The following is a 23846-nucleotide window of genomic DNA, read 5'->3' on the forward strand; positions in this document are numbered from 1 at the left end:
GCGGGTGCAATGGGGCCATCACGATTCGTGAAGGGGCGGCGGCACCGCATCGACAGGCAGCAGGTCCACGCCCTTCCAGCGGCCGGAGCGGACCAGGTCGCGAGCGACGTTCAACAACACCATGCGCGCGCCGAGCGCAGCCGGCGACAGCTCGCTGTCCGACAGGCTGCAAAGCCATGCGTTGCGGCGAGCGGCGGCGTCCATGATCTCGGCGAAGTGGAAGCGTTCGTCGGCCTCGCGTGCGGGGCCGAGCCCGGCCCAGGACGCGATGGCGGCGCCCATGCCTGCCGCGACCGCGTCCATGGTCAACGGGATCGAATCCACCTCCGCGACGATGAGCGGCTGGATGCGTGCCCGTGCGAATGCCGCGTCGACGACGAAGCGCAGGCCCTTCGGGCCGATGTTCACCACCAGCGGCACGTCCTTCAGCTGCGCGAGCCGCACGCGCGCCGCCGGGCGGGGACCGGCCTGGCTGCGCGGGCGCACGAGGAAGAGCCGTTCGCTCACCAAGGGCTGGATCGTCCAGCCGCGGCCCTCCTGCGGCTGGAACAGCACCGTCATGTCGACCTGTCGCAGGTGGAGCTGGTTGCTGTTGAAGAAGGACTCCTGCAGGCGCACGGTGACGTCGGGGTAGCGTTCGCGCATCGCCAGCAGGAAGGGCAGCCCCAGCACGGACGTGATGGCCGGCGACAGGCCCACCCGCACGTTCCCCGCCAGCCGCGAATGCTGGGCCGCCCGGCTCGCCTGCTCCGCATGCCGCAGCGAGAGCTGCGCCTCGCGGAAGAAGGCAAGCCCCGCCTCGGTGGGCGTGACGCCCTTGCTGGTGCGGTGCAGGAGCCGGGTCGAGAGCTCGCCTTCGAGCCGGCTGATCTGCTGGCTCAGCGCGGACTGGACCAGCCCCAGGTCGTGCGCCGCGCTGCCCATGCTACCGAGCTCCACGACGCGGACGAAGTAGCGCAGCTGCCTGAGCTCCATCTTCACCACCTTCCGCAGGGGTTTGCGTGCGCTGGGATAATCGCACACATGGGTCGGAAGCCGCGCGTCGTTGTGGGTCTGAGCGGGGGCGTCGACTCCGCGGTCAGCGCGCACCTGTTGAAGCAACAGGGCTACGACGTCGTCGGCATCTTCATGAAGAACTGGGAAGACGACGACGACAGCGAGTACTGCTCCTCCAACGAGGACTTCGTCGACGCCGCCAGCGTGGCGGACGTGATCGGCATCGAGATCGAGCACGTCAACTTCGCCGCCGAATACAAGGACCGCGTCTTCGCCGAGTTCCTGCGCGAATACCAGGCCGGCCGCACGCCCAACCCCGACGTGCTGTGCAACGCGGAGATCAAGTTCAAGGCCTTCCTCGACCACGCGATGCGCCTGGGCGCGGAGAAGATCGCCACCGGCCACTACGCGCGGGTGCGCGAGCGCAGCGGCCGGTTCGAGCTGCTCAAGGGCCTGGACGACACCAAGGACCAGAGCTACTTCCTGCACCGGCTGAACCAGGCGCAGCTGTCCAAGACGCTGTTCCCGGTCGGCGAAATCCGCAAGACGGAAGTGCGGCGCATCGCCGCCGAGATCGGGCTGCCCAACGCGAAGAAGAAGGATTCGACCGGCATCTGCTTCATCGGCGAGCGGCCGTTCCGCGAGTTCCTCAATCGCTACATCGCGAAGGAGCCGGGGCCGATCAAGGACGAGAAGGGCCGCACGATCGGCAGGCACGTGGGCCTGAGCTTCTACACGCTGGGGCAGCGGCAGGGGCTGGGCATCGGCGGCATCAAGGAGAAGGGTGCGCAGCGCGGTGGCGGCGAACACGCCCCGTGGTTCGTCGCGCGCAAGGACATCGAGAAGAACACGCTGTGGGTGGTGCAGGGGCACGACCATCCGTGGCTGCTGTCGCCGTCGCTGCACGCGGATGACGCGAGCTGGATCGCGGGCGAGCCACCAGCTCCGGGCGAGTACGGCGCGAAGACGCGCTATCGGCAGGCGGATGCGGCCTGCACGTTGTCGGCCGCTGAAGGTGGCGCGTTCAACCTGGAATTCGCGGACCCGCAATGGGCGGTGACGCCCGGCCAATCCGCCGTGCTGTACGACGGCGAAGTGTGTCTCGGCGGCGGTGTGATCGCAGCCGCCGCGGCCGTCACTCCTCGACCTTCCGGTCTTCCTGCTTAGCCTGCTGCATCGCCTCGGGCTCCAGCTTCTCGGCGAAGCTGTTCGGGCTCCCGGCCTCAAGGCCGGTAACGGTACAGCGCCGCGTGCTCCATCGTGTACTCGGCAAGCGGCCCCACCTGAACCTGCATCGGGTCCAGCTGCTCGGCGGGTTTCATGTACGCGAAGGCCTGGCGGACCTCCGAGACGGCGTCGCGGCGGCGGATGCCGATCAGCACGCGGCGGTAGCCATCGGGTTCGTTCACCCGCTCCAGCGCGTCCATCGCCGCGAGTGCCGTCGCGTCCACTTCGAACACCTGGCCCACGACCTCGTGCCCCGTGCCCGGCGTGTCGATCATCCACGGCACGTGCCGCTCGCCGACGAGGTACATCGGGTAGCGCTCCTGCGTGACGAAGTCGCCCACCACGCGCCGCCCGGTGTTGAAGCCGAAGTTGGGGAAGCCTTGCTTGAGCGTGCCGAAGACGAAGACGAGGTGGGCCATGGCGCGTAGTCGCCTACTTTCTGATATCCCGAAAGGTCGGAACGGCCTTCTCCTGGTCTTCAGTCAGAGTGCGGAATCCGCTCTGGATCGCTGCCAACTCTGGGCAACTCTCACCGGTGCGCCCCCGCACTGCATAGAGGCAGTCGACCTCCCTCGTGCCGCCTTTCTGGAATTGGCTGTATCGATGGACCGCGCCACGTCGAAATTCGATCTGCAAGGCGGGGTCTCCCTCGGCGCTGAACATCGTCTGGCAGCCCTCGAAACTTCCTGGAACTGACCTCGGGAAAACATAGACGGCAGTGCCGTGGACAAAACTGACTCCGGCGGTCGGGGGCGGTCGGGTGATTCTGCAGGTTTCCGGTGTGTCCGCTGTGACAGCGTCCATGGAATGGCATGCGCAGATCGCCAGCACGGAGAAGGCCAAAACCAAGACTCGGGTGTGGCGTTGCGTCCATGCTATTGAGAACACTGACATTTCACCTTGTATTCGTCAATCAACTCACGAGAGGCTTGAACGGCGCGGTCATACGTTTCCGGTGACGCAACAACATCCCCCGCAATATGCGAAGCGCCAGGACTGCCGCCGGACCAGGGCTGGAAGCCGCGATGCCCTCTCGCAAAACCATCCTGCACAGCGTGAAGCGCGCGGGCCAGGCCCGCGAGTGTGCACTGTGCAAGATGTTGCTCGACGTATTCTCGGTGCAGTTGACGAGCTTCGCCAGCGGTCTGGCCGTTGGAGCCATCGCTCATCGCATGCCAGTAGGCGTTTTCAGGCCGCTGGCTGCCCGGCTGGAAGTCGACCAGCGCGGTCGCCATCGGCAGGTCCTTGAACGCCGGGTCGGAGCCAACCGCCTGCGTGGTTATCCAGACGTGCCCTGCGAAGTCGAAGAGGCCCGACGGATCGACTCGGCGCAGCGGGTCCTGACGTGCGTAGTTGAAGCCATTGGGGCCTCCCCTCAAGCCGATCGGGTCGAACTGCGTGTAACGCCCATCGAGCGGCCGATACCACCGCCGGAAGTTGTACGCGAGGTTCGACTCCTCGTCCCAGTACTGCCCCGGAAACCGCAGGTTGTACTCGACCGGCGGCTTCGTCGCCCTCACGATGGATTGCCCATCGATGGTGGTGATCGCGAGCACGCCCGTTGGCTTGTTGTTGCCGAAAGCCGAGTACGGCCACTGCCACACGGGTTTGTTGTCGGCATCGGTGATCAGGCGCGGTGTGCCGAGGTGGTCCGCGTGGACGGCATAGAGCTTGCCGTTCCTGTACATCCCGATGGGAATCGGGTCGCCGTTCATGATCGGCAGCCAGATGTACTCCGTGACACCGCGTCCCTGGGCCGAGCCCGTGTCGTACTCGCCGAGCAGCGCCCATTGCGGCAACAGCCCATCCGCGTAGACGAAGGCTTGCCCGATGCCGCGTGTGGGGCCCTTGACGAACAACCACCCGAAGTTCTTTCGCAGCCAGTTGACGAAGCCGTTCGCGAGCGTCGTCTCGTTCGGGAGCGTCTCCTCCGGCTCCGGCTCCGGCTCGGACCGGAACACCCGTTGGCCCAGATAGTTGTGCAGGTAACGGATACGAGCTGCCTCGCCATCCTTGGCAATGACGACCTGCGCCAGTGCGTTCGTGTCGTCGTACTCGAATGTGCGGATGCCGTCGCTGACGAGCGCGCCGTTCGCATCGAGGGTGTAGCGGGTCGATGCCGTCGAAGTGGAAACCGGTTTGCCGTTGCGCGTCCTGACGAGCGTCTGCGTGAAACCAAGCTGCCGGTTGCTGCCGCCGTCGATATTCGAAGATCGCGTCGTGCTCTGTGTGAATCCGGGTTGGTCGAATGCGGCGTCGAGATCGACGTCGCTGCTCTGTGTCTCGACGGCCAGCAGCCGGTTGCCGTTGGGGTCGTACGAGAAAGTGCTCTCGGCGCCTGTTCGCGAAAACCGGGTCAGGCGATGGCGTGCGTCATAACCGGCGCTCCAATGAACCGGGTACTTGTACAGCTCGGCCACCGTCGTTGTGCCGCTCGTGACCGACCGCGTTGCCCACAGGTCCTGCCGGACGCCGACGATCCGCCCGGCCGCGTCGTACTCGTACGAGGAGAACTCCGTCGAAGTGAGGCGGCCATCCAGGTTGAAGGAGCGCGAAGCCGTGTCGCCGTTCCACCAGGTCCACTTCGCCGGCTGTTTCAGCGGAGTTTGCGAAAGGTCCGTCACGAACGGCGTCGGCGCCTTGCGCCCGGGTACCTGCACATCGATGCCGACGACGCGGCCCTTGACGCGCTTGTACGTCACCACCAACCCGCTGTGATAGGTGACCGCCTTGAGGTCGCCATGCTCGTACTCGTACCCGGTGCGCGCACTGAACTGCGCTTGCGCAGGTTGCGTGAGACAGGTTGCGAGCAGCGCCAGCGCCGCGATCGAACTGCGAAATTCCATTCGCTTCTCCCTGAGGTTCGGCGCGAATGTACTGGCCGTTGGATTCAGGGACAAGCCGCGGGTTGTACCCGCGCCACTTCATACTTCCGGAGGATGGTGGCAGCTCGTTCTCTGCCTTATCGCGCCTGCAGAACTAGTTGGTTCCCGCGCAGCCCTGTGGCTTGTAGACGCGCTCGGTGGACGCCGGGTACTTCGCGAGCTTGTTCGCGGGCCGCCTCGGCCGCGTCACGAGTTCACCGCCGCAATTCGGGCAGGTGCCTTTGAGCTTGCCGTCCGCGCACGTTGCGCAGAACGTGCACTCGAACGTGCAGATGCGCGCCTCGGTGGTGTCCGGCGGCAGGTCGGTGTTGCAGCATTCGCAGTTGGGGCGAAGTTGGAGCATCGTGTCACCTCACGCTTTGGCGCACTTCTGGACCGTGTCCCAGGTGCGCGTCGTCACTTCCTTGCCGAAGGTCTTCTCGATCAGGTTCATGAAGGCCGGGTTGTTCTGCTGCGGCACATAAGCGGTGAAGATGTCGCGGTCCTTCATCTCGAGGATGCGCGCTTCTTCGAACTCGATGGGCAGCTTCGGTTTAGTCGCGGGCGCCTCGCGCACGAACGACACGACCCGCTTCGCATCCTTCGGAAACTTGTGCTTCGCGTACGGGTCGGCGGCGATGAGCGACTCCAGATGCTCCACGGAGCGGACGATCGTGTAGAAGCTCTTGCCGAGCTCCTTCGTCATCGCCGCCTCCGCCTTTTTCTCGAGGGCTGTGTCAGTTGACTTGCGGGAGTCGAAAACGACGTTGCCGCTCGAGAGGACGGTCTTCACATGGGTGAAGCCCGCCGATTCGAAAGCTGCCTTGAGCTGCGGCATCTTTGCGTTCATGGGGCTCACGCCCCGCAGGAACGCAACGTAGCGCGGCATCGTCAGAACGGAATATCGTCGTCCATGTCATCGAAGCCCGTCGAAGGCTTCGACGCGGGCTTGCCGCCGCCTTGGCCACCCTGCGGCGGGCGCGAACCACCGCCGCCGCCACCGCCACCACCCGCAGGCGCACGGCGCTGGTAACCACCACCGCCACCGCCTTCTTCATCCCCACCGCGCGGCCCACCCATGCCTTCGCGGCCGCCGAGCATCTGCATCTCGGTCGCGATGATGTCGGTGGCGTTCTTCTCGATGCCGTCCTTGTCCGTGTACTTGCGGTACGTGATGCGGCCCTCGATGTAGATCGGCGTGCCCTTCTTCACGTACTCCCCGACGATCTCGGCAAGCCGGTCGAAGAAGGTGACGCGGTGCCACTCGGTCTGCTCGACGGTTTCGCCGCTGGTCTTGTCCTTGCGGCGCGAGCTGGTGGCGATGCTCACGTTGGCGACGGCCTGGCCGGAGGGCAGGTAGCGGATCTCGGGGTCCCGGCCGCAGTTGCCGACCAGGATGACTTTGTTGACGGATGCCATGAGAACTTTCCTCGTGTGTTGTCTCGATTATGTCGCCTGGGCCTCGTCCGCCAGCACCTCCTCGGCCGAATTCCTCCCTTGCGGCGCGCGCATGGGCCAAGCCACGACCAGCCACACCGCCATCATGGCGGCGCACGCGGCAAAGAGCCCGTGCATACCAACGTTTCTAACGAGCAGCCCGCCGACCGCGCCGCCCGCAAAAAATCCCAAGGACTGCAGGGTGTTGTACACACCGAGCGCCGTGCCGCGCGCATGGGGAGGAGCCAGGCGCGAAGCCATGCTGGGCTGGCTGGCCTCCAGGACGTTGAAGCCGCAGAAGAAGAGGAAGAGCAGCACGGCGAGCGACGCGACGCCCGGCGCGCTCGACACCCACAGCAAGCCCAGCTGCACCAGCAGGATGAGCCCGACCGACGCCAGGAACACCGCGCGCAGGTAGCCGCGCCGCTCCAGCGGGAACAGCGTGAAACCCATCACGAAGAAGGAGGCCACCACCGCCGGCAGGTACACGTACCAGTGCTCGCTCTTGGGCAGGCCCGCCGCCACCAGCATGCCGGGCACCGCGACCCACATCGCCAGCTGCACGGCATGCAGCACGAACACGCCGACGTCCAGCCGCACGAGCGGGCCGTGCGCCAGCACTTCCGAGATGCGCCCACGCGGCGTGTCCTTGTGCTGCAGCGGCTCCGGCGGCGTCCACCACAGCACGATGCCGATGCAGCCCAGCGCGAGCCCGCCCGTCACGGTGAAGAGGCCGGCCAGCCCGATGCGCGCGGCCAGCATGGGCGCCGCCACCAGCGACAGCGCGAACATCAGCCCGATGCTCGCGCCCACCATCGCCATGGCCTTGGTGCGCACTTCGTCGCGGGTCTGGTCCGCGAGCAGTGCCGTCACGGCGGCCGACACCGCGCCGGCACCCTGCAACGAGCGGCCGATGATCAGGCCCATGAGGCTGCCCGACGCAGCCGCGACGAAGCTGCCGATGGCGAAGACGAGCAGCCCGAGGCTGATCACCTTCTTGCGGCCGAACCGGTCCGACGCCATGCCGAAGGGGATCTGCAGCACGCCCTGCGTCAAGCCGTAGATCCCCATCGCCAGACCGACGAGCGACGGGTCGTTGCCGCCGGGGTAGCGCGCCGCTTCGAGCGCGAACACCGGCAGCACGAGGAACAGCCCCAGCATGCGCGAGGCGAAGATGGCCGCGAGCGACGCGCTGGCGCGCCGCTCGGTGGCGGTCATGCGGGTGGAAGAAAGGGCGGCGGCGCGCGAGGGTTCGGTCACGGGGGCGTGGATGCAAGAAGCAGGCCCTGGCCGGGCCGGCGAACCTTGCATTTTGACGCCTCCGGCGGCGGCACAGCTTCGATGAGGACACTGTCGCCGAATTCATGGGTGAGGTAGCCGTGGGCGTCCAGCTCCGCCGCGGCGCGCTGCAGCAGGGCGTCGGGCGCGAAGGCGCGCAGGAGTTCGTAGTGGCTCGTGCCGGGCTCGTGCGTGCCGCTGACGATGGCGTCGACCGCGCGCAGGCGGGTGTGCGGGCCGATGCGCTGGTCGGCGATGCCTGCGCCGTGGGGCGGCGCTGGCCCGGCTTCTGCGCACGTGGCGGCTGCAATCCCTGGGCGCGAGGCCGCGTGCTCCAACGCTCGGACCACGGTCGTGCCCAGCGCAACAACGCGGCCACAGTTCCACCGCGTCTCGCGGATGGCGTCGGCAGTCGCACGCGGGATGAAGTACGGCTCTGGCAGTGGAAGGCGTGCATCGAGCTCGTCGTCGCCGGTGGACGACAGGCCGGCCGCATGCGTGAGCGTCGCGAAGCCGATCCCACGCGACTTCAGCTCGCGCAGCAATGCCCAGTCGAGCACGAAGCCCGCCGACGGGGGCTCGAACGCAACGGGCACCGCAGCGACGCGCGTCCACACATCCCACAACGCCAGCGGCTGCGCCATGTGCGCGTACTGCACCGGCTTGCCGTGCCGCGCGAGGCCGGCCCAGATCGCGTCCGCCGTGCCGTCGAAGCGGATAGCGACCAGGCGCGGGTGCGAGCACGTGCGCAGCACCGTCGCCGATAACGGCCCGAGGTGCAGGCGGTCGCCCGGCGCGACTGTGGGCGGCAAAGGCCGGTGCTCGGTGGGCGTGCGGTAATCGCCTTCGCCGAAGAGCACCGCCGTGAACCCGTGCACGTCGTCCACGGCAAGCGATGGCCGTGCCGCGAGCCGCACCTCGATCTCGCGCCCCGTCGCCACGTGCACGCCCCGCAGGCTGGCCGGCAGCGTGGCCGCGTCGTTGGCCACGAGCAGGTCGCCGGGCTGCAGGACCTGCGCGAGGCTCGTGCGCGACTCGTGCGCGATGCCGCCATGGCGGTCCACCACCAGCAGCTTCGCGTCGCGCGGACGCTGAACGGGTTGCGTTGCGGCCTTCATGCAGGCACCGCTTCTTCCGCGATGACCCCGGCAATGCGCGCGAGGAGTTCGTTGGCGGACACTGCGGGCTGCTTGAGCGACGCGCGATCCGCATCCGGCAATGCAAGCGCATGCAGCGGCGTGTCCATGTCCCCCGGATCGTGCGCGATCAGCCGCACGCCATGCTCGCGCAACTCCTCGTCCCACACACGCGTCATGTGTGCCAGCGCCGCCTTGCTCGCGCTGTACGCGCCCCAGCCGGCGTAGGCGTTCACGGCCGCGTCGCTCGTGATGTTGACGACCACCGCGGGCCGGCCCTGTCGGGCCGACGAAGCGAGCGCACCCAGCAGTGCCTTCGTGAGGCGAAACGGCCCGAGCACGTTGGTGGCGAGCGCTGCCTCGAAGTCCTCGCATTCCGTGTCCGCCAGCGGCGCGAGCGGCACCGGGCCGAGCGAGGACGCGTTGTTCACCAGCACGTCCACGCCGCCCAGCACGCCCGCGACCTGCAGCGCGATGGGGTGCGTCGCGAGTTTGTCCGCCACGTCGCCCGCGATGCCGTGCGTCCCGGGCAGCGATGCCGCGACGGCGCGCACGCGCTGCGCATCTCGCGCGACGAAAGCCACCTTCGCGCCGGCGGCATGCAGCTGTTCGACAAGGGCGAGGCCCAGCCCCGACGTGCCGCCGGTGACGGCGACCTTCAGGCCGCGAAAGGTTTCGTTGTGCATTGCGTTCTCCTGGTTGGATGACTGCACGATAGGGACGCACCGCCAACCTTTCGAGCTTCATGTCCAACGCATTGGCAAGGCTCTCTTTCGCCGACAATGCGCGCGATGACGGACGCCGCCTCCTCGCACCTCGCCCGCAACCTCGTGAGCCTGCGCCACACGCGCGCGCTCACGCAGGACGGCCTGGCGAAACAGGCGGGTGTGCCGCGCTCCACCATCGCCAACCTCGAATCCGGCGAGGGCAATCCTTCCCTTGCAGTGCTCGTGAAGGTGGCCGCCGCGCTCGGCGTACCCATCGACGAGCTGCTCGCCTCGCCACGCGCGAAGGTGCGGCACTGGCAGGCGGGGGAGGTCCAGCAGCAGTCCAAGGGCCGCGGCGTCACGATCCATCCGCTCCTGCCCGAGCCTGTGCCCGACGCCCTCGCCGAGGTCATGGAGTTCGCGCCGGGAGCCGTCATGGGCGGCACGCCCCACCTGCCGGGCACGCGCGAGTTCTTCACCTGCCTCAGCGGCAAGGTCAACATCATGGTGGCGGGTGAAAGGTTTGCCGTGGCGGCCGGCGAGGTGCTCGGCTTCCCCGGCAACGTGCCCCACTCGTACCAGAACGCGGACGCCACGGCGCCCGCCCGCGGCGTCTCGGTGGTGGTGCTCGCAAAGGCAGGGGTCTGAAGCCTACAATTTAGGGTTTCGCGCGTGAAACCTTGAACCAAGAAGTCGACGGCAAATACCTCGGGCATGCCATGGCCCAGCGGATCAGCATCCGCGGGGCGCGCACGCACAACCTTAAGAACGTCGACCTCGATTTGCCGCGCAACGAGCTGGTCGTGATCACCGGCCTGTCGGGCTCGGGCAAGTCCTCGCTGGCATTCGACACGCTCTACGCCGAGGGCCAGCGCCGTTACGTCGAAAGCCTCTCGGCGTATGCCCGGCAGTTCCTGCAGCTCATGGACAAGCCGGACGTGGACCTGATCGAGGGCCTGTCGCCCGCGATCTCCATCGAGCAGAAGGCGACGTCGCACAACCCGCGCTCCACGGTCGGCACGGTCACCGAGATCCACGACTACCTGCGCCTGCTCTTCGCGCGGGCCGGCACGCCTTACTGCCCCAACCACAACATCCCGCTCACGTCGCAGACGGTCTCGCAGATGGTCGATGCCGTGCTGGCGCTGCCCGAAGAGACGCGCATCATGATCCTCGCGCCCGTCGCGCGCGACCGGAAGGGCGAGTTCGCGGACGTGTTCTCGCAGATGCAGGCGCAAGGCTACGTGCGCTTCCGCATCGGCGGCGAGGTCGTCGAGTACGAGAACCTGCCCAAGCTGAAGAAGGCGGAAAAGCACGACATCGACGTCGTCGTGGACCGCCTCAAGGGGCGCCCCGATGTGCAGCAGCGCATCGCCGAAAGCTTCGAGGCCGCACTGCGCCTTGCCGACGGCCGCGCGATCGCGGTGGAGATGGACACCGGCAAGGAGCACTGGTTCAACGCCAAGTTCGCCTGCCCCATCTGCAACTACTCGATCGCCGAGCTCGAGCCGCGCCTCTTTTCCTTCAACTCACCCGTGGGTGCGTGCCCGCGCTGCGACGGCATCGGCACGATGGAGTTCTTCGACCCGTCCCGTGTGGTCGCCTTCCCCGAGCTGTCGCTCGCGGGCGGCGCCATCAAGGGCTGGGACCGGCGCAACACCTACTACTTCGCGCTGATCGACTCGCTCGCCAAGCACTACAAGTTCAGCCCCGACGTGCCGTTCGGCGAGCTCGCGCCGCACGTCAAGCAGGTGCTGTTGTACGGCAGCGGCGAGGAGCAGGTGCGCTTCAGCTACACGATGGAGTCGGGCGCGTCGGCCGGCAAGCGCTTCACGCGCAAGCATCCCTTCGAGGGGATCATCCCCAACATGGAGCGGCGCTACCGCGAGACCGACTCGGCCGCGGTGCGCGAGGAGCTCGCTCGCTACCGCAGCATGCAGCCTTGCCCGGAGTGCCATGGCACGCGTTTGCGCAGCGAGGCGCGCAACGTCAAGCTGGGCGAGGGCGAGCAGGCCAAGGCGATCTACGAGATCGGCCACTTCACGCTTGCGGACTGCTGGCACTACTTCCAGGCGCTGAAGCTGCGCGGCTCGAAGGCCGAGATCGCCGACAAGGTGGTGCGCGAGATCGGCAACCGCCTGAAATTCCTCAACGACGTCGGCCTCACGTACCTCAGCCTCGACCGCAGCGCGGAGACGCTCTCCGGCGGCGAGGCGCAACGCATCCGCCTCGCGTCACAGATCGGCAGCGGCCTCACCGGCGTGATGTACGTGCTGGACGAGCCGAGCATCGGCCTGCACCAGCGCGACAACGACCGCCTGATCGGCACCCTCAAGCACCTGCGCGACCTGGGCAACAGCGTGCTGGTGGTGGAACACGACGAGGACATGATCCGGGCCGCGGACTACGTCGTCGACATGGGTCCCGGTGCCGGCATCCACGGCGGCGAAGTGGTGGCGCAGGGCAAGCCCGATGAGGTGATCGGCAGCGATGCATCGCTCACCGGACGGTATCTCTCCGGCAAGTTGAGGATTCCCGTGCCGAAGAAGCGTGTGCGCCTCGGCGAGATGGTCGACCCGCAGGTGCTGAAAATCGAGGGCGCGCGCGGGAACAACCTCAAGGGCGTGACGGTGGAGATCCCGGTCGGCCTGCTCACGTGCGTCACCGGCGTGTCCGGGTCCGGCAAGTCCACGCTAGTGAACGACACGCTCTACGCCGCCGTTGCCCGCGAGCTGTACCGCGCGCACGACGAGCCCGCGCCGCACGACGCCATCGAAGGCATCGAGCACTTCGACAAGGTGATCAACGTCGACCAGTCGCCCATCGGCCGCACGCCGCGCAGCAACCCGGCGACGTACACGGGCCTGTTCACGCCCATCCGCGAACTGATGGCGGAGACCAACTTCGCCAAGGAGCGCGGCTACGGCCCCGGCCGCTTCTCCTTCAACGTCGCCGGCGGCCGCTGCGAGGCCTGCCAGGGTGACGGCGTGGTCAAGGTGGAGATGCACTTCCTGCCCGACGTCTACGTGCCGTGCGACGTCTGCCACGGCCAGCGCTACAACCGCGAGACGCTGGAGGTGCAGTGGAAGGGCCGCAACATCGCGCAGATCCTCGACATGACCGCCGAGGATGCGTTCCACTTCCTCAAGCCCGTGCCCGCCATCGCGCGCAAGCTGCAGACGCTGCTGGACGTGGGGCTCTCGTACATCAAGCTGGGGCAGTCGGCCACCACGCTCTCCGGCGGCGAGGCGCAGCGCGTGAAGCTGGCGCTGGAGCTGTCCAAGCGCGACACGGGCCGCACGCTCTACATCCTCGACGAGCCCACCACGGGCCTGCACTTCGCCGACATCGACCTCCTGCTGAAGGTGCTGCACCAGCTGCGCGACGCCGGCAACACCATCGTCGTCATCGAGCACAACCTCGACGTCATCAAGACGGCGGACTGGGTGATCGACATGGGGCCGGAGGGGGGCAACGGCGGCGGCACGGTGGTGGCGGCCGGTACGCCCGAGGACATTGCCAAAAATGTGGCAAGCCACACGGGGAAGTACCTCCAGCGGTTGCTATAACCGCCTCATGTCCTCGATCACGCTGCGCTTCCTGGCCGAGCCTTCCACCGTCAACTTCGGTGGCAACGTGCACGGCGGCACCGTGATGAAGTGGATCGACGAGGCGGGGTATGCCTGTGCCAGCAGCTGGGCGAAGCGCTATTGCGTCACGGTGTACGTCGGCGGCATCCGCTTCCACCGGCCCATCCGCATCGGCGATCTCGTGGAAGTGGAGGCGCGCATCGCCTACACGGGCACCAGCAGCATGAACATCGCCGTGGAAGTGCGCAGCGGCGACATCAAGACGGGGCAGCTGCACACGACGACCGAATGCCTGATCGTGTTCGTGTCGGTCGATGCGAGCGGCAAGCCGGTGCCGGTGGACCCGTGGCAGCCTTTGACGCCGGCCGACGTGGCGCTCGCGGCCCGCGCGAAGGCGCAGCTGGACGCTTCGCGCGCCACCGCGCACTGACCAGCTTGGGCCTCCGACCCCAGCGTACGGGCTGTTCCTACAGCGCCTGCGCCCCGCACCTCCCTAAGCTGGCCCTTCACGCCAAAAAGGGAGAAAACATGTCGATCATCGGAACCATCATCGTCGGCTTCATCGTCGGGCTGATCGCCCGCGCGCTCAAGCCCGGCAACGACCGCATGGGCATCATCATGACCACGCTGCTCGGCATTGCCGGCGCGTTCATTGCCCGCTTCGCGGGGCAGGCCATGGGCCTCTACACGGCCAACGAGCCGGCCGGCTGGATCGCATCGGTGATCGGCGCGATCGTGCTGCTGTTCATCTTCGCGATGTTCCGCGGCCGCGGCCGCTACTGAGGGCAGGGCACCTTGAGCATCGGGAACTCGATCTTGCGCGGGTTCCCGTTGCGCACGCCTTCGATGTGCGCGGCCAGCTTGCCGGGTGCCTCGAGGCGGTAGACGATCTTCTGCGGGAACTCGTGCGCCGGGTTCTCGAAGACCACCTGCTGCGCGTTCAGCTCGACGACCTTGAAGTTGTCGGGCGGCCGCCCCGCCGGTTGCGCGAAGAACGCGTACGCGCCGTCCTCGCGCCGCGCGATGCGCATGAACTCCCATGTGACGGTCTTGCCGCCGCGCACGGTGCGGCTCACGCCCATCATCGTGTCGCCCGCCAGCGGCATCCATTGCTCGCCGGAGCCGGGCTCGCCGTTCTCGGCTTTCCAGCAGCCGGCCAGCCAGGACAGCGGCGCGAGCGAGTCCTGGGCACGGGCGCTGCCAGCGACCAGCAGCACGGCGGCAACCACGGCAGCGGTTCTCATGCCGCGATGCTACGACGCGAAAGCGCCGGTTGAAAGGGCTCAGCCGCCGCGCGCCGCCTGTAGCTGGTCGCGCGTCTTCATCGCCGCGTCGCGCGCGGCGTCCATGAAGTCGTCGCCCTTGCCGGCGTAGAGGATCGCGCGCGACGAGTTCACGACGATCGGGGCATTCGCGCGCCAGCCGGCCTTCACGGTGGCGATGGCGTCACCGCCTTGCGCACCGATGCCAGGGATCAGCAGCGGCACGGTGGGCGCGATCTGCCGCACGCGTTCGATCTCGGCAGGGTAGGTGGCGCCCACCACCAGCCCGAGCTGCCCGTTCGTGTTCCAGTGCGTCTGCGCGAGCTTCGCGATGTGCTCGTAGAGGCGCGGCTGGCCGGGCAAGCCCGCGAGCTGCTGGTTCTGCAGGTCGTCGCCGCCCGGGTTGGAGGTGCGGCACAGCAGGAACGCGCCCTTGCCGCGGTACTGCAGGTAGGGCTGCACGGAGTCGAAGCCCATGAAGGGCGACAGCGTGACGGCGTCGGCGCCGTAGCGCTCGAACGCCTCCTTCGCGTACTGCTCCGCGGTGGAGCCGATGTCGCCCCGCTTGGCATCGAGGATCACCGGCACGTGCGGCGCCACCTGGCGGATGTGCATCACCAAACGCTCGAGCTGGTCCTCGGCGCGGTGGGCCGCGAAGTAGGCGATCTGCGGCTTGAACGCGATCACGAGGTCCGCGGTGGCATCGACGATGCGGGCGCAGAAGTCGTGGATCTTCGAAGCGTCACCGGCCATGCGGCCCGGCAAGCGCGAAGGCTCCGGGTCGAGGCCCACGCAGAGCATCGAGCGGTTGCGCTGCTGCGCATCCGCGAGCATCTCGAGGAAGGTCATGCAGGGGATTTTAGTTGCGGGCCACAATCACCGCCCATGCACCGGCTGTCCCGACAACAACTCGTCCTCCTCGTCGCCCTCACCCTCGTGTGGGGCATCAATTGGCCGATCATGAAGCTGGGCGTGGCGGACTACCCGCCGCTGACGTTCCGCGCGCTGTCCCTCGTCCTGGGCGTGCCGGTGCTGGCGCTGGCGCTGGTGGTGCTGAAAGTGCCCTTCCGGATCCCGCGCGAGCACTGGCGGGAGCTGCTGGTGCTGGCCGCGACCAACATGTTCGTCTGGCACGCCTGCATCATCCTCGCGCTGCGCGAGCTCTCCAGCGGCCGCGCGGCGATCCTCGGCTACACGATGCCCATCTTCTCGGCGGTGATCGGCGCGGCGCTGTTCGCCAACCGGTTGCCGGGGCGGGCCTGGGGTGGCGTGGCCGCGGCGGCGCTGGGTGTCGCGCTGCTGCTGTGGCACGAGTTCACCAACCTGGCCGGCCGCCCCGTGGGCGTGGTGCTGGCGCTCGTCGCCGCCGCGGTGTGGGCGCTGGGCACGCAGCTGCTGCGCCGCACGCGCATCGACGTGCCGACGCTGGCGATCTCGTTCTGGATGACGGTGCTCACCGCGGTCGTGATGAGCGTGCTGGCGACCACCTTCGAACGCGCGCAATGGCGGATGCCGGGGACGGCGGCCACCAACGCGATCCTCTTCAACGCCGTGCTGATCTTCGGCTTCGCCCATGCCGCGTGGTTCTACCTTGCGCGCGGGCTGCCGCCGGTGGCGTCGACGCTCAGCGTGATGCTCATCCCGGTGCTTGGCGTGTTCAGCGGCGCCGTGTGGCTGCGCGAGGCCGTGCACTGGCAGGACTGGGCCGCCGTGGCGCTGATGATGGTGGCGATCGCGTCGGTACTGTGGCCTACGCGGGCGGCAACACCAGAAGAGTAGCGAGCAGCAGCACGCCGAGGCCGGCGGCGCTCCACGACGTCGCGCGGGCGATGCGCGGTTGCGTGAACATCGGGACCGCCCGGCGCAGCAGCGCCAGCGCGAGCAGCGCGGCAGCCACGAACATGAGTTGCCCCACCTCCACGCCGAGGTTGAACCCGGCGAGCTGCAGCCACTTCGAGCCCGTGCCGCCCAGCTCGCCCAGCGCACGCGCGAAGCCGAGCCCATGGACCAGCCCGCATGCGAAGACGATCGCGCTGCGCTGCGCGAGGCGCACTTCGCCGCCGCGCAGGTTGATCCACGCCATCAGCACGATGCTGGCCGCGATCATCGGTTCGGCGATGCTTGCCGGCACCGTCACCCAACCTAGTACGCCGAGCGTCAGCGTCACGCTGTGCGCCACCGTGAAGCTCGTGACCACCGCGGCCCAGTAACGCCAACCTGCGCCGACCACCAGCACGGTGAGCAGGAAGATCAGGTGGTCCGCGCCCAGCAGGATGTGCTCGGCGCCCATGCCGACGAAGCGAAGCAGCGTGGCGACCGAGCCCTCGAAGAAGCGATGCTGCGAGTAGTGCGCCGTCAGCAGCACGGCCTCGGTTTCGTTCCCGCGCTGCGCCTGCAGCATCAGCGGCGCGCCGGTGCGCTCCAGCCAAGGCATGGCCAGTGTGACGTCGCGCGGCGGCGTGTCCCACACCACACGCAGCATGGTCACGACGTAGTCGGAGTCGGTACGTTCGCCGAGCTCGTGCTTGCCGGGCAGCATGGCCTGGCTCACGAGCACGCGACCCGCCTGCCCGTCGCTGCGCAGCTCGATGAGCGAAGGCAGCTGCTGCTCCATCTGCGCCCGCAGTCGCGCGTGTTCGGCGGGGCCGATGCGGTCGCCGGCGACGGCGAAGGCCCGCACCGGCACGGCGACCATCGCGAACGCGCCCGCGTCGTCGAACTTCACCGCGCCCTGGCCCTGTGGCATCAGGTGCGCCGCAGCGCGGCCGCACAGCAGCGCGAAGGCGAGGAGCAGGAGCCAGCGTCGCATGGCTTCAGCGGGTTCCGGTCGTCGGCGTGCCCTTCAGGCACCGGCCCATGTACGGCCACGTGTCGGTGATGAAGTAGTGGTAGATGCCATTCGGGAACTCCGGCGTCACGCCCGTGCGGCCGTTGCATTCGTCGAGGTCGCCGGAGCCCGCGGAGTACTCGTAGTCCTGCGTGAACATCCCCATGGGGTAGCTCGTGGTGGACGGCCGGCCGGTGCTGGGCGTCGTCTTCAGGCGGTAGCTGGAGGTGATCACCTTCAGCGAGCTGGAAGCGCTGGTGGCCGTGCTGTAGCCGTAGCGCGCGTAGATCGGGAAGCCGTCGAGCGCGAAGCCCACGAGCCGCATGACGGTGCCGCCGCCCAGCCGCGTGAGGAAGCCCTCGGGCATGCCGTGGTAGTGGTACGAGCCGTCGGGCTGCACGTGGGCGTTGTTGCTGTCCAGGCCCAGGTTCATCACCGTCTGGCCGAGCGCCTCGATGTTCCATGTGCCGGTGTTGCCGTCGGCGGTGCACGTGACCGTGCTGCCGGAGACGGCGCACGTGGCGGCGGTGGCCGGGTCCATCTTGATGCTGTTGAGGGCGTACCCGATGACGTGCACGTTGCTCGTGACCGAGGCGGCGATGGCCGGGATCAGCGGCATCGCGGCGTTCACGGTGACGGCCGCGATGGCGCTCGGGTTGTTCGCGTTCGGGAAGGTGCCGGTGGAATGGTCCGGGATGCCGTTGCCCGTCACCGTACGCTGCGTGCTGCTGCACGACCAGCTCGCGGTGCTGGTCTTGTTCACCGAAGCGCTGCTGTTGAACGCGCTGTAGCTGTAGCTGCACTGCACGCCGGCGGTGCTGCTGCTGGAGCTGGTGCTGCCGGAGGTGCCGCCCGTGCTCGTGGTCGACGAACCGGTGGAGCCGGTGCTGGACCCCGGTGTAGTGCTCGTCGTGCTGGTGGTGGTGCCCGACGTACTGCCGGTCGACGTCGTCGTCGAACCCGTGGTGGTGGTCGACCCCGTTCCAGTCGTCGTCGTGCCGCCTGTGGACGTGCTCGTGGTGCAAGTCGTCGGTGCCACCGAGCAGTTGAACGCGCTCAGCGCGCCCAGGCGCACGAGGTTGTTGCCGGTGATCGGCCCCAGCACGTACACCGCGGGCGTGGCCTCGGTCGTCACGCCGATGTAGTTGCCGGAGTTGGGGTAGTAGCGCACGTTGTAGATGCCGATCGTCGCGCTGACCTTGCCCGCGGGCGGGAAGAACGTGGCGAATTGCGCCTCGGCCCAGTCCATCAGCTGCGTGGCCGTGATCGTGGCCGCCGTGGTGGTCTGCAGCACCTGCGCCTGCGCCGTCGGCCGGATCAGCGGCGTGCTGCGCACGCACTCGGTGCCGACCAACTGGTAATCGCCGCTGGCCAGGCCCGCCGTGTCGCACGCGGACAGCGCAACGCGCGCTGCCATGGGCGAGGGCATCGACAGCCCGCTGGTCGTGTCGGTACTGCCGCCCCCGCATGCCGTGAGCATCGCGGCGGCGATCGTGGCGGCGCAGGCCGCGAACGTGCGCATGACCATCGCTTTCTCCTCTCTCCATGAAATGGGCCGGATTCTGGCCGCCAAGTGTGGAGGAACCATGGAGCTTAGGGAAGGGCCCTAAGCGCCTTAGGTTTCCGGCCTGCGCCGGCACGGCCAACGACCTAGGGCGAAGGGGTGTTTGGCTTACCTGCGCAAAGGCTGCAAACGGTGTCATCGAGGGCATGGAAAACGCCCTCTTCACCGACCTGGTTTACGAGCCTTCCGCCACCCCCGCATGGACCTGCGTCTGCGGCGGTTGCGGCGGCAGCAGCGGCCTCGGCGCGGGGGGCAACACCCCCGGCGACTACGCCACCACGCCGGTGGACAACGCGTACCGCTACGTCGCGCAGGCCGCCGCGCAGGGCAACGGCGGCGTCGCGCCGCTGATGGCCGGCAGCAAGTGGACGAGCATCGACGCGGGCACGCAGAAGACGGTGGTCACCTTTTCTTTCGCCGACCCGCGCACCTCGGTGTTCAACTACGCCGGCGGCGAGAACTACGCGGCGACGCTGAAGGCCTTCTCGGACGCCGACAAGTCGCTGGTGCGCGCCATCCTCGAGAAGATCGCCGCCGTCTGCAACGTGCAGTTCGTCGAGGTCGCGGACAACGCCACGCAGTGCGGCGTGGTGCGCTATGGCTATTCCAGCCAGCCGGCCGCGATGAACTACGCCGGTTTCGCGTTCTACCCCTCGGCTGCGGCAATCGGCGGCGACGTGTGGATCGACACCAACCAGAGCAAGGCCGAATGGGATTTCTACCGGCCCAACCTGCTGCTGCACGAGACGCTCCACGCGCTGGGCCTGAAGCACCCCTTCAGCGGCACGGACCGCCTCGCAGCCGACCAGGACATCATCCCGAACACCGTGATGAGCTACTCCGCCGTGGCCGGCAGCAGCTCCGGCTCGCTGTCGCAGTACCCGGCCGAGCCCATGGTGTACGACGTCGCCGCGCTGCAGTACCTCTACGGCGCATCCAACGCGAATTCGGGCAACACCACCTACGACCTGGCCTCCGCGGAATTCCAGGGCGGCTTCCACACCGTCTGGGATGCGGCGGGCATCGACACCCTCGACGCCAGCCGTGTCGGCCGTGGTGTCACGCTGGACCTCACGCCCGGCAGCCACAGCGAAGTCGGCCGCGGCGTCACCGCGCAGGCCTACAAGGCCGACGGCACCAGCACCACCACCAGCTACAGCGCCACGCTGACGATCGCGCAGGGCGCCATCATCGAGAACGCCGTCGGCAGCGCGTATGCCGACCGCATCACGGCGAACGCCGCGTCCAACCGCATCGACGGCGGCGCGGGCACCGACACGGTGGTCTACACGGGCGGCCGCAGCGGTTACGAAGTGGTCCGCGCGGGCGCCACGACGACCGTGCGCGACGCGAACGGCACCGACACGCTGGTGAACGTGGAGCGCCTGCAGTTCGGCGACGCACGCGTCGCGCTCGACATCGACGGTAATGCGGGGAGCGCGGCCAAGCTGCTCGGCGCGGTGTACGGCGCCGGCGCGCTCTCGAATGCTTCGCTCGTTGGCAGCACACTTGCGCAACTCGATGGCGGCGTCGATCGCCTGCAGGTGGCGCAGCGGGCGCTGGACGCGAAGCTCGGCGCGCACGCTTCGAGCACCGCCGTCATCGACCTGCTGTTCCAGAACCTGCTGGGCCGCAATGCAACCGCCGCGCAGCACGCCGAGCTGGACGTGCTGGTGGACGTGTTCGGCGCCGCGCCGCTCACGCTCGCGGCCGCGGAACTGCCGGTCAACCAGGAACAGGTGAACCTCGTGGGCCTTTCGGCCCACGGGCTCGCCTACGCCTGAGCGTCAGACGACCCTGACGTCGGTGGCGGCGTTCAGGTCGCTCACGCCGAGCAGCTTGAGGGACCAGCTCGGGTCGGAGACCAGCGTCACCTGCGTGTCGAGCACGCCGTCGGCGTTGAGGTCGAGCGTGTTGACGCGGAAGTTCAGGGCGTTGGCAATGGTCAGGCCGGAAAGCACCAGCTTGTCGCCTTGCGCACGGTTGAAGTCGGTAATCGTGTCCGAGCCGGGGCCGCTGAACACGCCCGTGCTCGTGCCGAACGCGAGCCTGAATTCGTCGGCGCCCTCGCCACCCGTGAGGATGTCGTTCCCGGCGAAGCCGGTGATGGTGTCGTTGCCCATCCCGCCCACGAGCAGGTCGGCGCCGAGCGTGCCGTTGAGGATGAGCCCGCTCGACGTGGGCGGCAGGTTGACCTGCAGGTCCTGCAGCCCCAGGCCGGTGTAGTTGGACAGCGTGAGCGAGAAGGACGGGTCGTTCACGAGCGTGATCTTCGTGTCGAGCCGGCCGTCGCCGGTGACGTCGGCCACCTGCACGCGGAAGTCGCCGACGTTCTCGAGCGTGATGCCGCTGATGGCCAGCTTGTCGCCGTCGGCACGGCTGAAGTCGGTGATGAGGTCGTTGCCTTCGCCCATGAGCGCGGAGCGCGAGCCGCCGGTGAAGTCGGACCAGTAGAAGCGCTGCTGCGTGTGGTTGCCGGTCACCACCTGGATGTCCTCGCGGTGGCCGAACATCGCGGCGACCTGCGTGTCGCTCATGCCTTCGATGAAGGCGGCGTCGCCGTCGTGGTCCTCGTCGTGATCGTCGTCGTCATGCTCGTCGCCCACGAAGCCGTCGCGGTCGTTCTGCATCAGCCCCACGCTGATCTGCCCGTCGCCATTGACGTCGCGTCCGATGCCGAAGTCCCGCACCAGCGAGTGCAGCCACGCGCCGTAGGCCTGCGAGAACTGCGACTGCGTCGTCACGCCGTCGGCCAGCGGCGACAGGCCGTTGGCCGCCAGGTAGGCGGAGAAGCTGGAGGTGCCGCCCGCCACCATGCGCGAGCCGAAGTTGATGACGAACTGGTCGCTGCCGAGCCCGCCGGTCAGGACGTCGTTGCCGGCGCCCCCGGTGAGGATGTCGTTGCCCGCCGTACCGATGAGCGTGTCGTTGCCGGATGTGCCGTTGAAGATAGCCATTTCGAAGTTCTCCCGAACGAAAGTTGCTGGTGCGTGAAGCCTACGCAGCCGCAGCGATACACGGGGTTAGCAAGGCGTTAGCGATGGTGTGGGCCGGCAAGGGCGAATGCGGCCGACGCGCACATGCGCCGCGCGCCGACAACCGCCCGACGGCATGCTCTCCTACAGGCGCAGGGTGAGCTCAACCATTAACATCCGGTGGTCATGCAGTCCAAGCCGTCCGAACCCCCGGAGCCCGACAGCGACGTCGAGGAATCGACGATCTTCTGGCTGCGCATGGCGATGCTGCTGTCGCTGCTCATCCCGTGGGCCGTGTTCGCCGCCGTCGCGCTGTACGCGCACGACACCAGCCTGTACGAGGCGCAGCGTCGCATGGAGCGCATCGCCAGCATCGCCCACGAGCAGGCGCTGCGCGCCTACGAGACGCAGAAGCAGCCGGCCCCCGAGACCTTCACCGCCTTCTACCGCGAGCTCGCCAACAGCGAGGAGGGCACGATGCTGAGCATCGTGGGGCAGGACGGCCGCGTGATCGCCCGCTGGCCGCTGATGCGCGAGGGCGAGCTGCGGGCGTCGCCCGGCGGCCCGCTGATGACGGCCATCGCGCGCGGCGAGAACCGGGGGCTGCTGCGCGGCGTGTCCCGCCTCGACGGCGTCAAGCGCATCGGCGCGTTCCGGCAGGTGGGCCGCTACCCCGTGTACGTCGTCGCGGGCAGCGACGAGGAAACGGCGCTGGGCAGCTGGCGGCGCCAGCTCTACGCGCTGGCGGCATTCATCCTGCCGCTGTCGCTGTGCCTGGCCTTCATCAGCTGGCAGGCGCTGCGCCGCACGCAACGCCACATCGAGGCGTCGCGCGCGCTGCACCGCGAGGCGCACGAGCGGCAGAAGGTGGAGGCCGCGCTGCGCCAGTCGCAGAAGCTGGAGGCCATGGGCCACCTCACCGGCGGCGTGGCGCACGACTTCAACAACCTGCTGATGGTGGTCAACCTCAACGCCACGCTGCTCAAGCAGAAGGTGGGCGAGGCGCAGCAGCGGCAGATCGAGGCCATCGAACGCGCGGTGGCCGCCGGCAAGAAGCTCACGCGGCAGCTGCTGGCCTTCTCGCGCCGCCAGCCGCTGGTGCCGCGCGTGGTGGACCTCACCGAGCTGATGCCGGCATTGGAAGACCTGATCCGCCCGGCGCTGGGCAGCAGCATCGGGCTGGAGATGAACGTGGCGGCCGGCACACGGCCGGTGAAGATCGACACGGGCGAGTTCGAGCTGGCGCTGATCAACCTCGCGATCAATGCGCGCGACGCGATGCCCGACGGCGGCATGCTGAACATCACGGCGGGCAACGAGGGCGAGTCGGTGGAGATCGCCGTGCGCGACACCGGCACGGGCATCGCACCGGAGAACATGGAGCGGGTGTTCGAGCCCTTCTTCACGACCAAGCCCGTGGGCTCCGGCACCGGCCTGGGCCTGAGCCAGGTGTACGGCCTGTGCGCGCGGGCCGGCGGCAGTGCGCGCATCGAAAGCCAGGTGGGCAAGGGCACCACGGTGTTCCTGCGGTTCCCCGCGGCCATCGCCGAAACTGCGGAGCCCGGCGCGGCGAACGACGGCGTGGGCCAGCCGCTGGAGAAACTGTCGCTGCGCGTGCTGATGGTGGAAGACAACCGCGACGTCGCCATGGCCACGCGCGAGCTGCTCGAAGGTGCGGGCTGCCGCGTCGTGCACGCCGTGCAGCCCGACGAGGCGCTGGAGGTGCTGGGGCGCGACCAGCGGTTCGACCTGGTGCTCACCGACATCGTCATGCCCGGCGGCATGGACGGCCTGCAGTTCCAGGCCGAGCTGCGGCGGCTTTATCCCAAGCTGCCGGTGGTGCTGATGACCGGCTACGCGGAGAAGCTGGGCGAGGCCGAGGCCAAGAACCTCGTCGTGCTGCCCAAGCCTTTCGACGCGGGGCTGCTGGTGCGCACGCTGCGCGAGCAGCAGGCGCGAGCGGCCGAGACGGCCTGACGTCTA

22 protein-coding genes are annotated in these 23846 nt (G+C 68.2%); 8 read left to right on the forward strand and 14 right to left on the reverse strand.

Annotation, left to right across the window (positions count from 1 at the left end):
* Positions 1-18 precede the first annotated feature (18 nt).
* A complete protein-coding gene (locus H8R02_RS05490) occupies positions 19-975 on the reverse strand; it encodes a LysR substrate-binding domain-containing protein (RefSeq protein ID WP_187080309.1) in 957 nt (318 codons plus the stop codon).
* 48 nt (positions 976-1023) lie between these two features.
* On the opposite strand from H8R02_RS05490, the gene mnmA reads away from it, so the two are divergent.
* Positions 1024-2163, forward strand: a complete 1140-nt coding sequence (mnmA, locus tag H8R02_RS05495) for a tRNA 2-thiouridine(34) synthase MnmA (protein WP_187080310.1) — start codon at positions 1024-1026, stop codon at positions 2161-2163.
* A 56-nt stretch (positions 2164-2219) separates the two neighbouring features.
* Here mnmA and H8R02_RS05500 read toward each other — a convergent pair whose 3' ends face one another.
* The 8 genes from H8R02_RS05500 to H8R02_RS05535 all read right to left on the reverse strand — a co-directional run bounded on the left by H8R02_RS05500 (position 2220) and on the right by H8R02_RS05535 (position 9624).
* Positions 2220-2642 (reverse strand): gamma-glutamylcyclotransferase family protein, encoded by a 423-nt coding sequence (locus H8R02_RS05500; protein WP_187080311.1) that lies wholly within the window; start codon positions 2640-2642, stop codon positions 2220-2222.
* A 456-nt stretch (positions 2643-3098) separates the two neighbouring features.
* Positions 3099-5069, reverse strand: coding sequence for an RHS repeat-associated core domain-containing protein (locus H8R02_RS05505; protein ID WP_187080312.1), 1971 nt, complete (start codon positions 5067-5069; stop codon positions 3099-3101).
* Between the two features lie 133 nt (positions 5070-5202).
* Complete coding sequence (locus tag H8R02_RS05510) at positions 5203-5451, reverse strand: DUF1272 domain-containing protein (protein WP_187080313.1); 249 nt, start codon at positions 5449-5451, stop codon at positions 5203-5205.
* 9 nt (positions 5452-5460) lie between these two features.
* Positions 5461-5976, reverse strand: coding sequence for a DUF1697 domain-containing protein (locus H8R02_RS05515; RefSeq protein ID WP_187080314.1), 516 nt, complete (start codon positions 5974-5976; stop codon positions 5461-5463).
* Positions 5977-5978: 2 nt separating this feature from the next.
* Entirely contained in the window at positions 5979-6506 is a 528-nt protein-coding gene (gene ssb, locus H8R02_RS05520) for a single-stranded DNA-binding protein (protein ID WP_187080315.1), read from the reverse strand.
* 27 nt (positions 6507-6533) lie between these two features.
* The gene (locus tag H8R02_RS05525) at positions 6534-7742 is read right to left on the reverse strand and encodes an MFS transporter (RefSeq protein ID WP_187080614.1); all 1209 of its coding nucleotides are present in this window, start codon (positions 7740-7742) and stop codon (positions 6534-6536) included.
* 38 nt (positions 7743-7780) lie between these two features.
* A complete protein-coding gene (locus tag H8R02_RS05530; protein WP_187080316.1) occupies positions 7781-8920 on the reverse strand; it encodes an S-adenosylmethionine:tRNA ribosyltransferase-isomerase in 1140 nt (379 codons plus the stop codon).
* The gene (locus H8R02_RS05535) at positions 8917-9624 is read right to left on the reverse strand and encodes an SDR family NAD(P)-dependent oxidoreductase (RefSeq protein WP_187080317.1); all 708 of its coding nucleotides are present in this window, start codon (positions 9622-9624) and stop codon (positions 8917-8919) included. The genes H8R02_RS05530 and H8R02_RS05535 overlap by 4 nt, the downstream gene beginning before the upstream one ends.
* A 105-nt stretch (positions 9625-9729) precedes the next feature.
* On the opposite strand from H8R02_RS05535, the gene H8R02_RS05540 reads away from it, so the two are divergent.
* The 4 genes from H8R02_RS05540 (at position 9730) to H8R02_RS05555 (ending at position 14018) form a co-directional block, all read left to right on the forward strand.
* On the forward strand, positions 9730-10293 hold the full coding sequence (locus tag H8R02_RS05540) for a helix-turn-helix domain-containing protein (RefSeq protein WP_187080318.1): 564 nt from the start codon (positions 9730-9732) through the stop codon (positions 10291-10293).
* Between the two features lie 71 nt (positions 10294-10364).
* Positions 10365-13214, forward strand: coding sequence for an excinuclease ABC subunit UvrA (uvrA, locus tag H8R02_RS05545; protein WP_187080615.1), 2850 nt, complete (start codon positions 10365-10367; stop codon positions 13212-13214).
* A 7-nt stretch (positions 13215-13221) separates the two neighbouring features.
* Positions 13222-13665 (forward strand): acyl-CoA thioesterase, encoded by a 444-nt coding sequence (locus tag H8R02_RS05550; protein WP_187080319.1) that lies wholly within the window; start codon positions 13222-13224, stop codon positions 13663-13665.
* A gap of 98 nt (positions 13666-13763) precedes the next feature.
* Entirely contained in the window at positions 13764-14018 is a 255-nt protein-coding gene (locus H8R02_RS05555; RefSeq protein WP_187080320.1) for a GlsB/YeaQ/YmgE family stress response membrane protein, read from the forward strand.
* On the opposite strand, the gene H8R02_RS05560 is transcribed toward H8R02_RS05555, so the two are convergent.
* Positions 14012-14479 (reverse strand): DUF6265 family protein, encoded by a 468-nt coding sequence (locus H8R02_RS05560; RefSeq protein WP_187080321.1) that lies wholly within the window; start codon positions 14477-14479, stop codon positions 14012-14014. The genes H8R02_RS05555 and H8R02_RS05560 overlap by 7 nt on opposite strands.
* Positions 14480-14518: 39 nt before the next feature.
* On the reverse strand, positions 14519-15346 hold the full coding sequence (gene pyrF, locus H8R02_RS05565) for an orotidine-5'-phosphate decarboxylase (protein ID WP_187080322.1): 828 nt from the start codon (positions 15344-15346) through the stop codon (positions 14519-14521).
* Between the two features lie 36 nt (positions 15347-15382).
* Here pyrF and H8R02_RS05570 point away from each other — a divergent pair, with 36 nt between their 5' ends.
* Positions 15383-16276, forward strand: coding sequence for a DMT family transporter (locus H8R02_RS05570; protein ID WP_187080323.1), 894 nt, complete (start codon positions 15383-15385; stop codon positions 16274-16276).
* On the opposite strand, the gene H8R02_RS05575 is transcribed toward H8R02_RS05570, so the two are convergent.
* Both H8R02_RS05575 and H8R02_RS05580 read right to left on the reverse strand, forming a co-directional pair.
* Complete coding sequence (locus H8R02_RS05575; RefSeq protein WP_187080324.1) at positions 16248-17306, reverse strand: HupE/UreJ family protein; 1059 nt, start codon at positions 17304-17306, stop codon at positions 16248-16250. The two genes, H8R02_RS05570 and H8R02_RS05575, sit on opposite strands and share 29 nt — an antisense overlap.
* 4 nt (positions 17307-17310) lie before the next feature.
* On the reverse strand, positions 17311-18852 hold the full coding sequence (locus H8R02_RS05580) for a YHYH protein (protein ID WP_187080325.1): 1542 nt from the start codon (positions 18850-18852) through the stop codon (positions 17311-17313).
* A gap of 182 nt (positions 18853-19034) precedes the next feature.
* On the opposite strand from H8R02_RS05580, the gene H8R02_RS05585 reads away from it, so the two are divergent.
* Positions 19035-20672: a M10 family metallopeptidase gene (locus H8R02_RS05585; RefSeq protein WP_187080326.1), complete on the forward strand. Its 1638-nt coding sequence runs from the start codon at positions 19035-19037 to the stop codon at positions 20670-20672.
* Positions 20673-20675: 3 nt separating this feature from the next.
* Here the strand turns inward: H8R02_RS05585 and H8R02_RS05590 are convergent, their stop codons facing one another.
* Positions 20676-21845, reverse strand: a complete 1170-nt coding sequence (locus tag H8R02_RS05590) for a calcium-binding protein (RefSeq protein ID WP_187080327.1) — start codon at positions 21843-21845, stop codon at positions 20676-20678.
* Between the two features lie 204 nt (positions 21846-22049).
* On the opposite strand from H8R02_RS05590, the gene H8R02_RS05595 reads away from it, so the two are divergent.
* Positions 22050-23840: an ATP-binding protein gene (locus H8R02_RS05595; protein ID WP_187080328.1), complete on the forward strand. Its 1791-nt coding sequence runs from the start codon at positions 22050-22052 to the stop codon at positions 23838-23840.
* Positions 23841-23846: the final 6 nt, after the last annotated feature.

Origin of the sequence: Ramlibacter albus, assembly GCF_014297445.1 — a bacterium.
Taxonomy (GTDB): domain Bacteria; phylum Pseudomonadota; class Gammaproteobacteria; order Burkholderiales; family Burkholderiaceae_C; genus Ramlibacter; species Ramlibacter albus.

Coding starts and splice junctions, on each gene's coding strand:
- H8R02_RS05525 (WP_187080614.1), bottom strand. CDS start 7,742: ATGACCGCCACCGAGCGGCGCGCCAGCGCGTCGCTCGCGGCCATCTTC.
- H8R02_RS05595 (WP_187080328.1), top strand. CDS start 22,050: ATGCAGTCCAAGCCGTCCGAACCCCCGGAGCCCGACAGCGACGTCGAG.
- H8R02_RS05560 (WP_187080321.1), bottom strand. CDS start 14,479: ATGAGAACCGCTGCCGTGGTTGCCGCCGTGCTGCTGGTCGCTGGCAGC.
- H8R02_RS05500 (WP_187080311.1), bottom strand. CDS start 2,642: ATGGCCCACCTCGTCTTCGTCTTCGGCACGCTCAAGCAAGGCTTCCCC.
- pyrF (WP_187080322.1), bottom strand. CDS start 15,346: ATGACCTTCCTCGAGATGCTCGCGGATGCGCAGCAGCGCAACCGCTCG.
- H8R02_RS05580 (WP_187080325.1), bottom strand. CDS start 18,852: ATGGTCATGCGCACGTTCGCGGCCTGCGCCGCCACGATCGCCGCCGCG.
- H8R02_RS05535 (WP_187080317.1), bottom strand. CDS start 9,624: ATGCACAACGAAACCTTTCGCGGCCTGAAGGTCGCCGTCACCGGCGGC.
- H8R02_RS05550 (WP_187080319.1), top strand. CDS start 13,222: ATGTCCTCGATCACGCTGCGCTTCCTGGCCGAGCCTTCCACCGTCAAC.
- H8R02_RS05505 (WP_187080312.1), bottom strand. CDS start 5,069: ATGGAATTTCGCAGTTCGATCGCGGCGCTGGCGCTGCTCGCAACCTGT.
- H8R02_RS05490 (WP_187080309.1), bottom strand. CDS start 975: ATGGAGCTCAGGCAGCTGCGCTACTTCGTCCGCGTCGTGGAGCTCGGT.
- mnmA (WP_187080310.1), top strand. CDS start 1,024: ATGGGTCGGAAGCCGCGCGTCGTTGTGGGTCTGAGCGGGGGCGTCGAC.
- H8R02_RS05515 (WP_187080314.1), bottom strand. CDS start 5,976: ATGCCGCGCTACGTTGCGTTCCTGCGGGGCGTGAGCCCCATGAACGCA.
- ssb (WP_187080315.1), bottom strand. CDS start 6,506: ATGGCATCCGTCAACAAAGTCATCCTGGTCGGCAACTGCGGCCGGGAC.
- H8R02_RS05570 (WP_187080323.1), top strand. CDS start 15,383: ATGCACCGGCTGTCCCGACAACAACTCGTCCTCCTCGTCGCCCTCACC.
- H8R02_RS05510 (WP_187080313.1), bottom strand. CDS start 5,451: ATGCTCCAACTTCGCCCCAACTGCGAATGCTGCAACACCGACCTGCCG.
- H8R02_RS05585 (WP_187080326.1), top strand. CDS start 19,035: ATGGAAAACGCCCTCTTCACCGACCTGGTTTACGAGCCTTCCGCCACC.
- H8R02_RS05540 (WP_187080318.1), top strand. CDS start 9,730: ATGACGGACGCCGCCTCCTCGCACCTCGCCCGCAACCTCGTGAGCCTG.
- uvrA (WP_187080615.1), top strand. CDS start 10,365: ATGGCCCAGCGGATCAGCATCCGCGGGGCGCGCACGCACAACCTTAAG.
- H8R02_RS05590 (WP_187080327.1), bottom strand. CDS start 21,845: ATGGCTATCTTCAACGGCACATCCGGCAACGACACGCTCATCGGTACG.
- H8R02_RS05575 (WP_187080324.1), bottom strand. CDS start 17,306: ATGCGACGCTGGCTCCTGCTCCTCGCCTTCGCGCTGCTGTGCGGCCGC.
- H8R02_RS05555 (WP_187080320.1), top strand. CDS start 13,764: ATGTCGATCATCGGAACCATCATCGTCGGCTTCATCGTCGGGCTGATC.
- H8R02_RS05530 (WP_187080316.1), bottom strand. CDS start 8,920: ATGAAGGCCGCAACGCAACCCGTTCAGCGTCCGCGCGACGCGAAGCTG.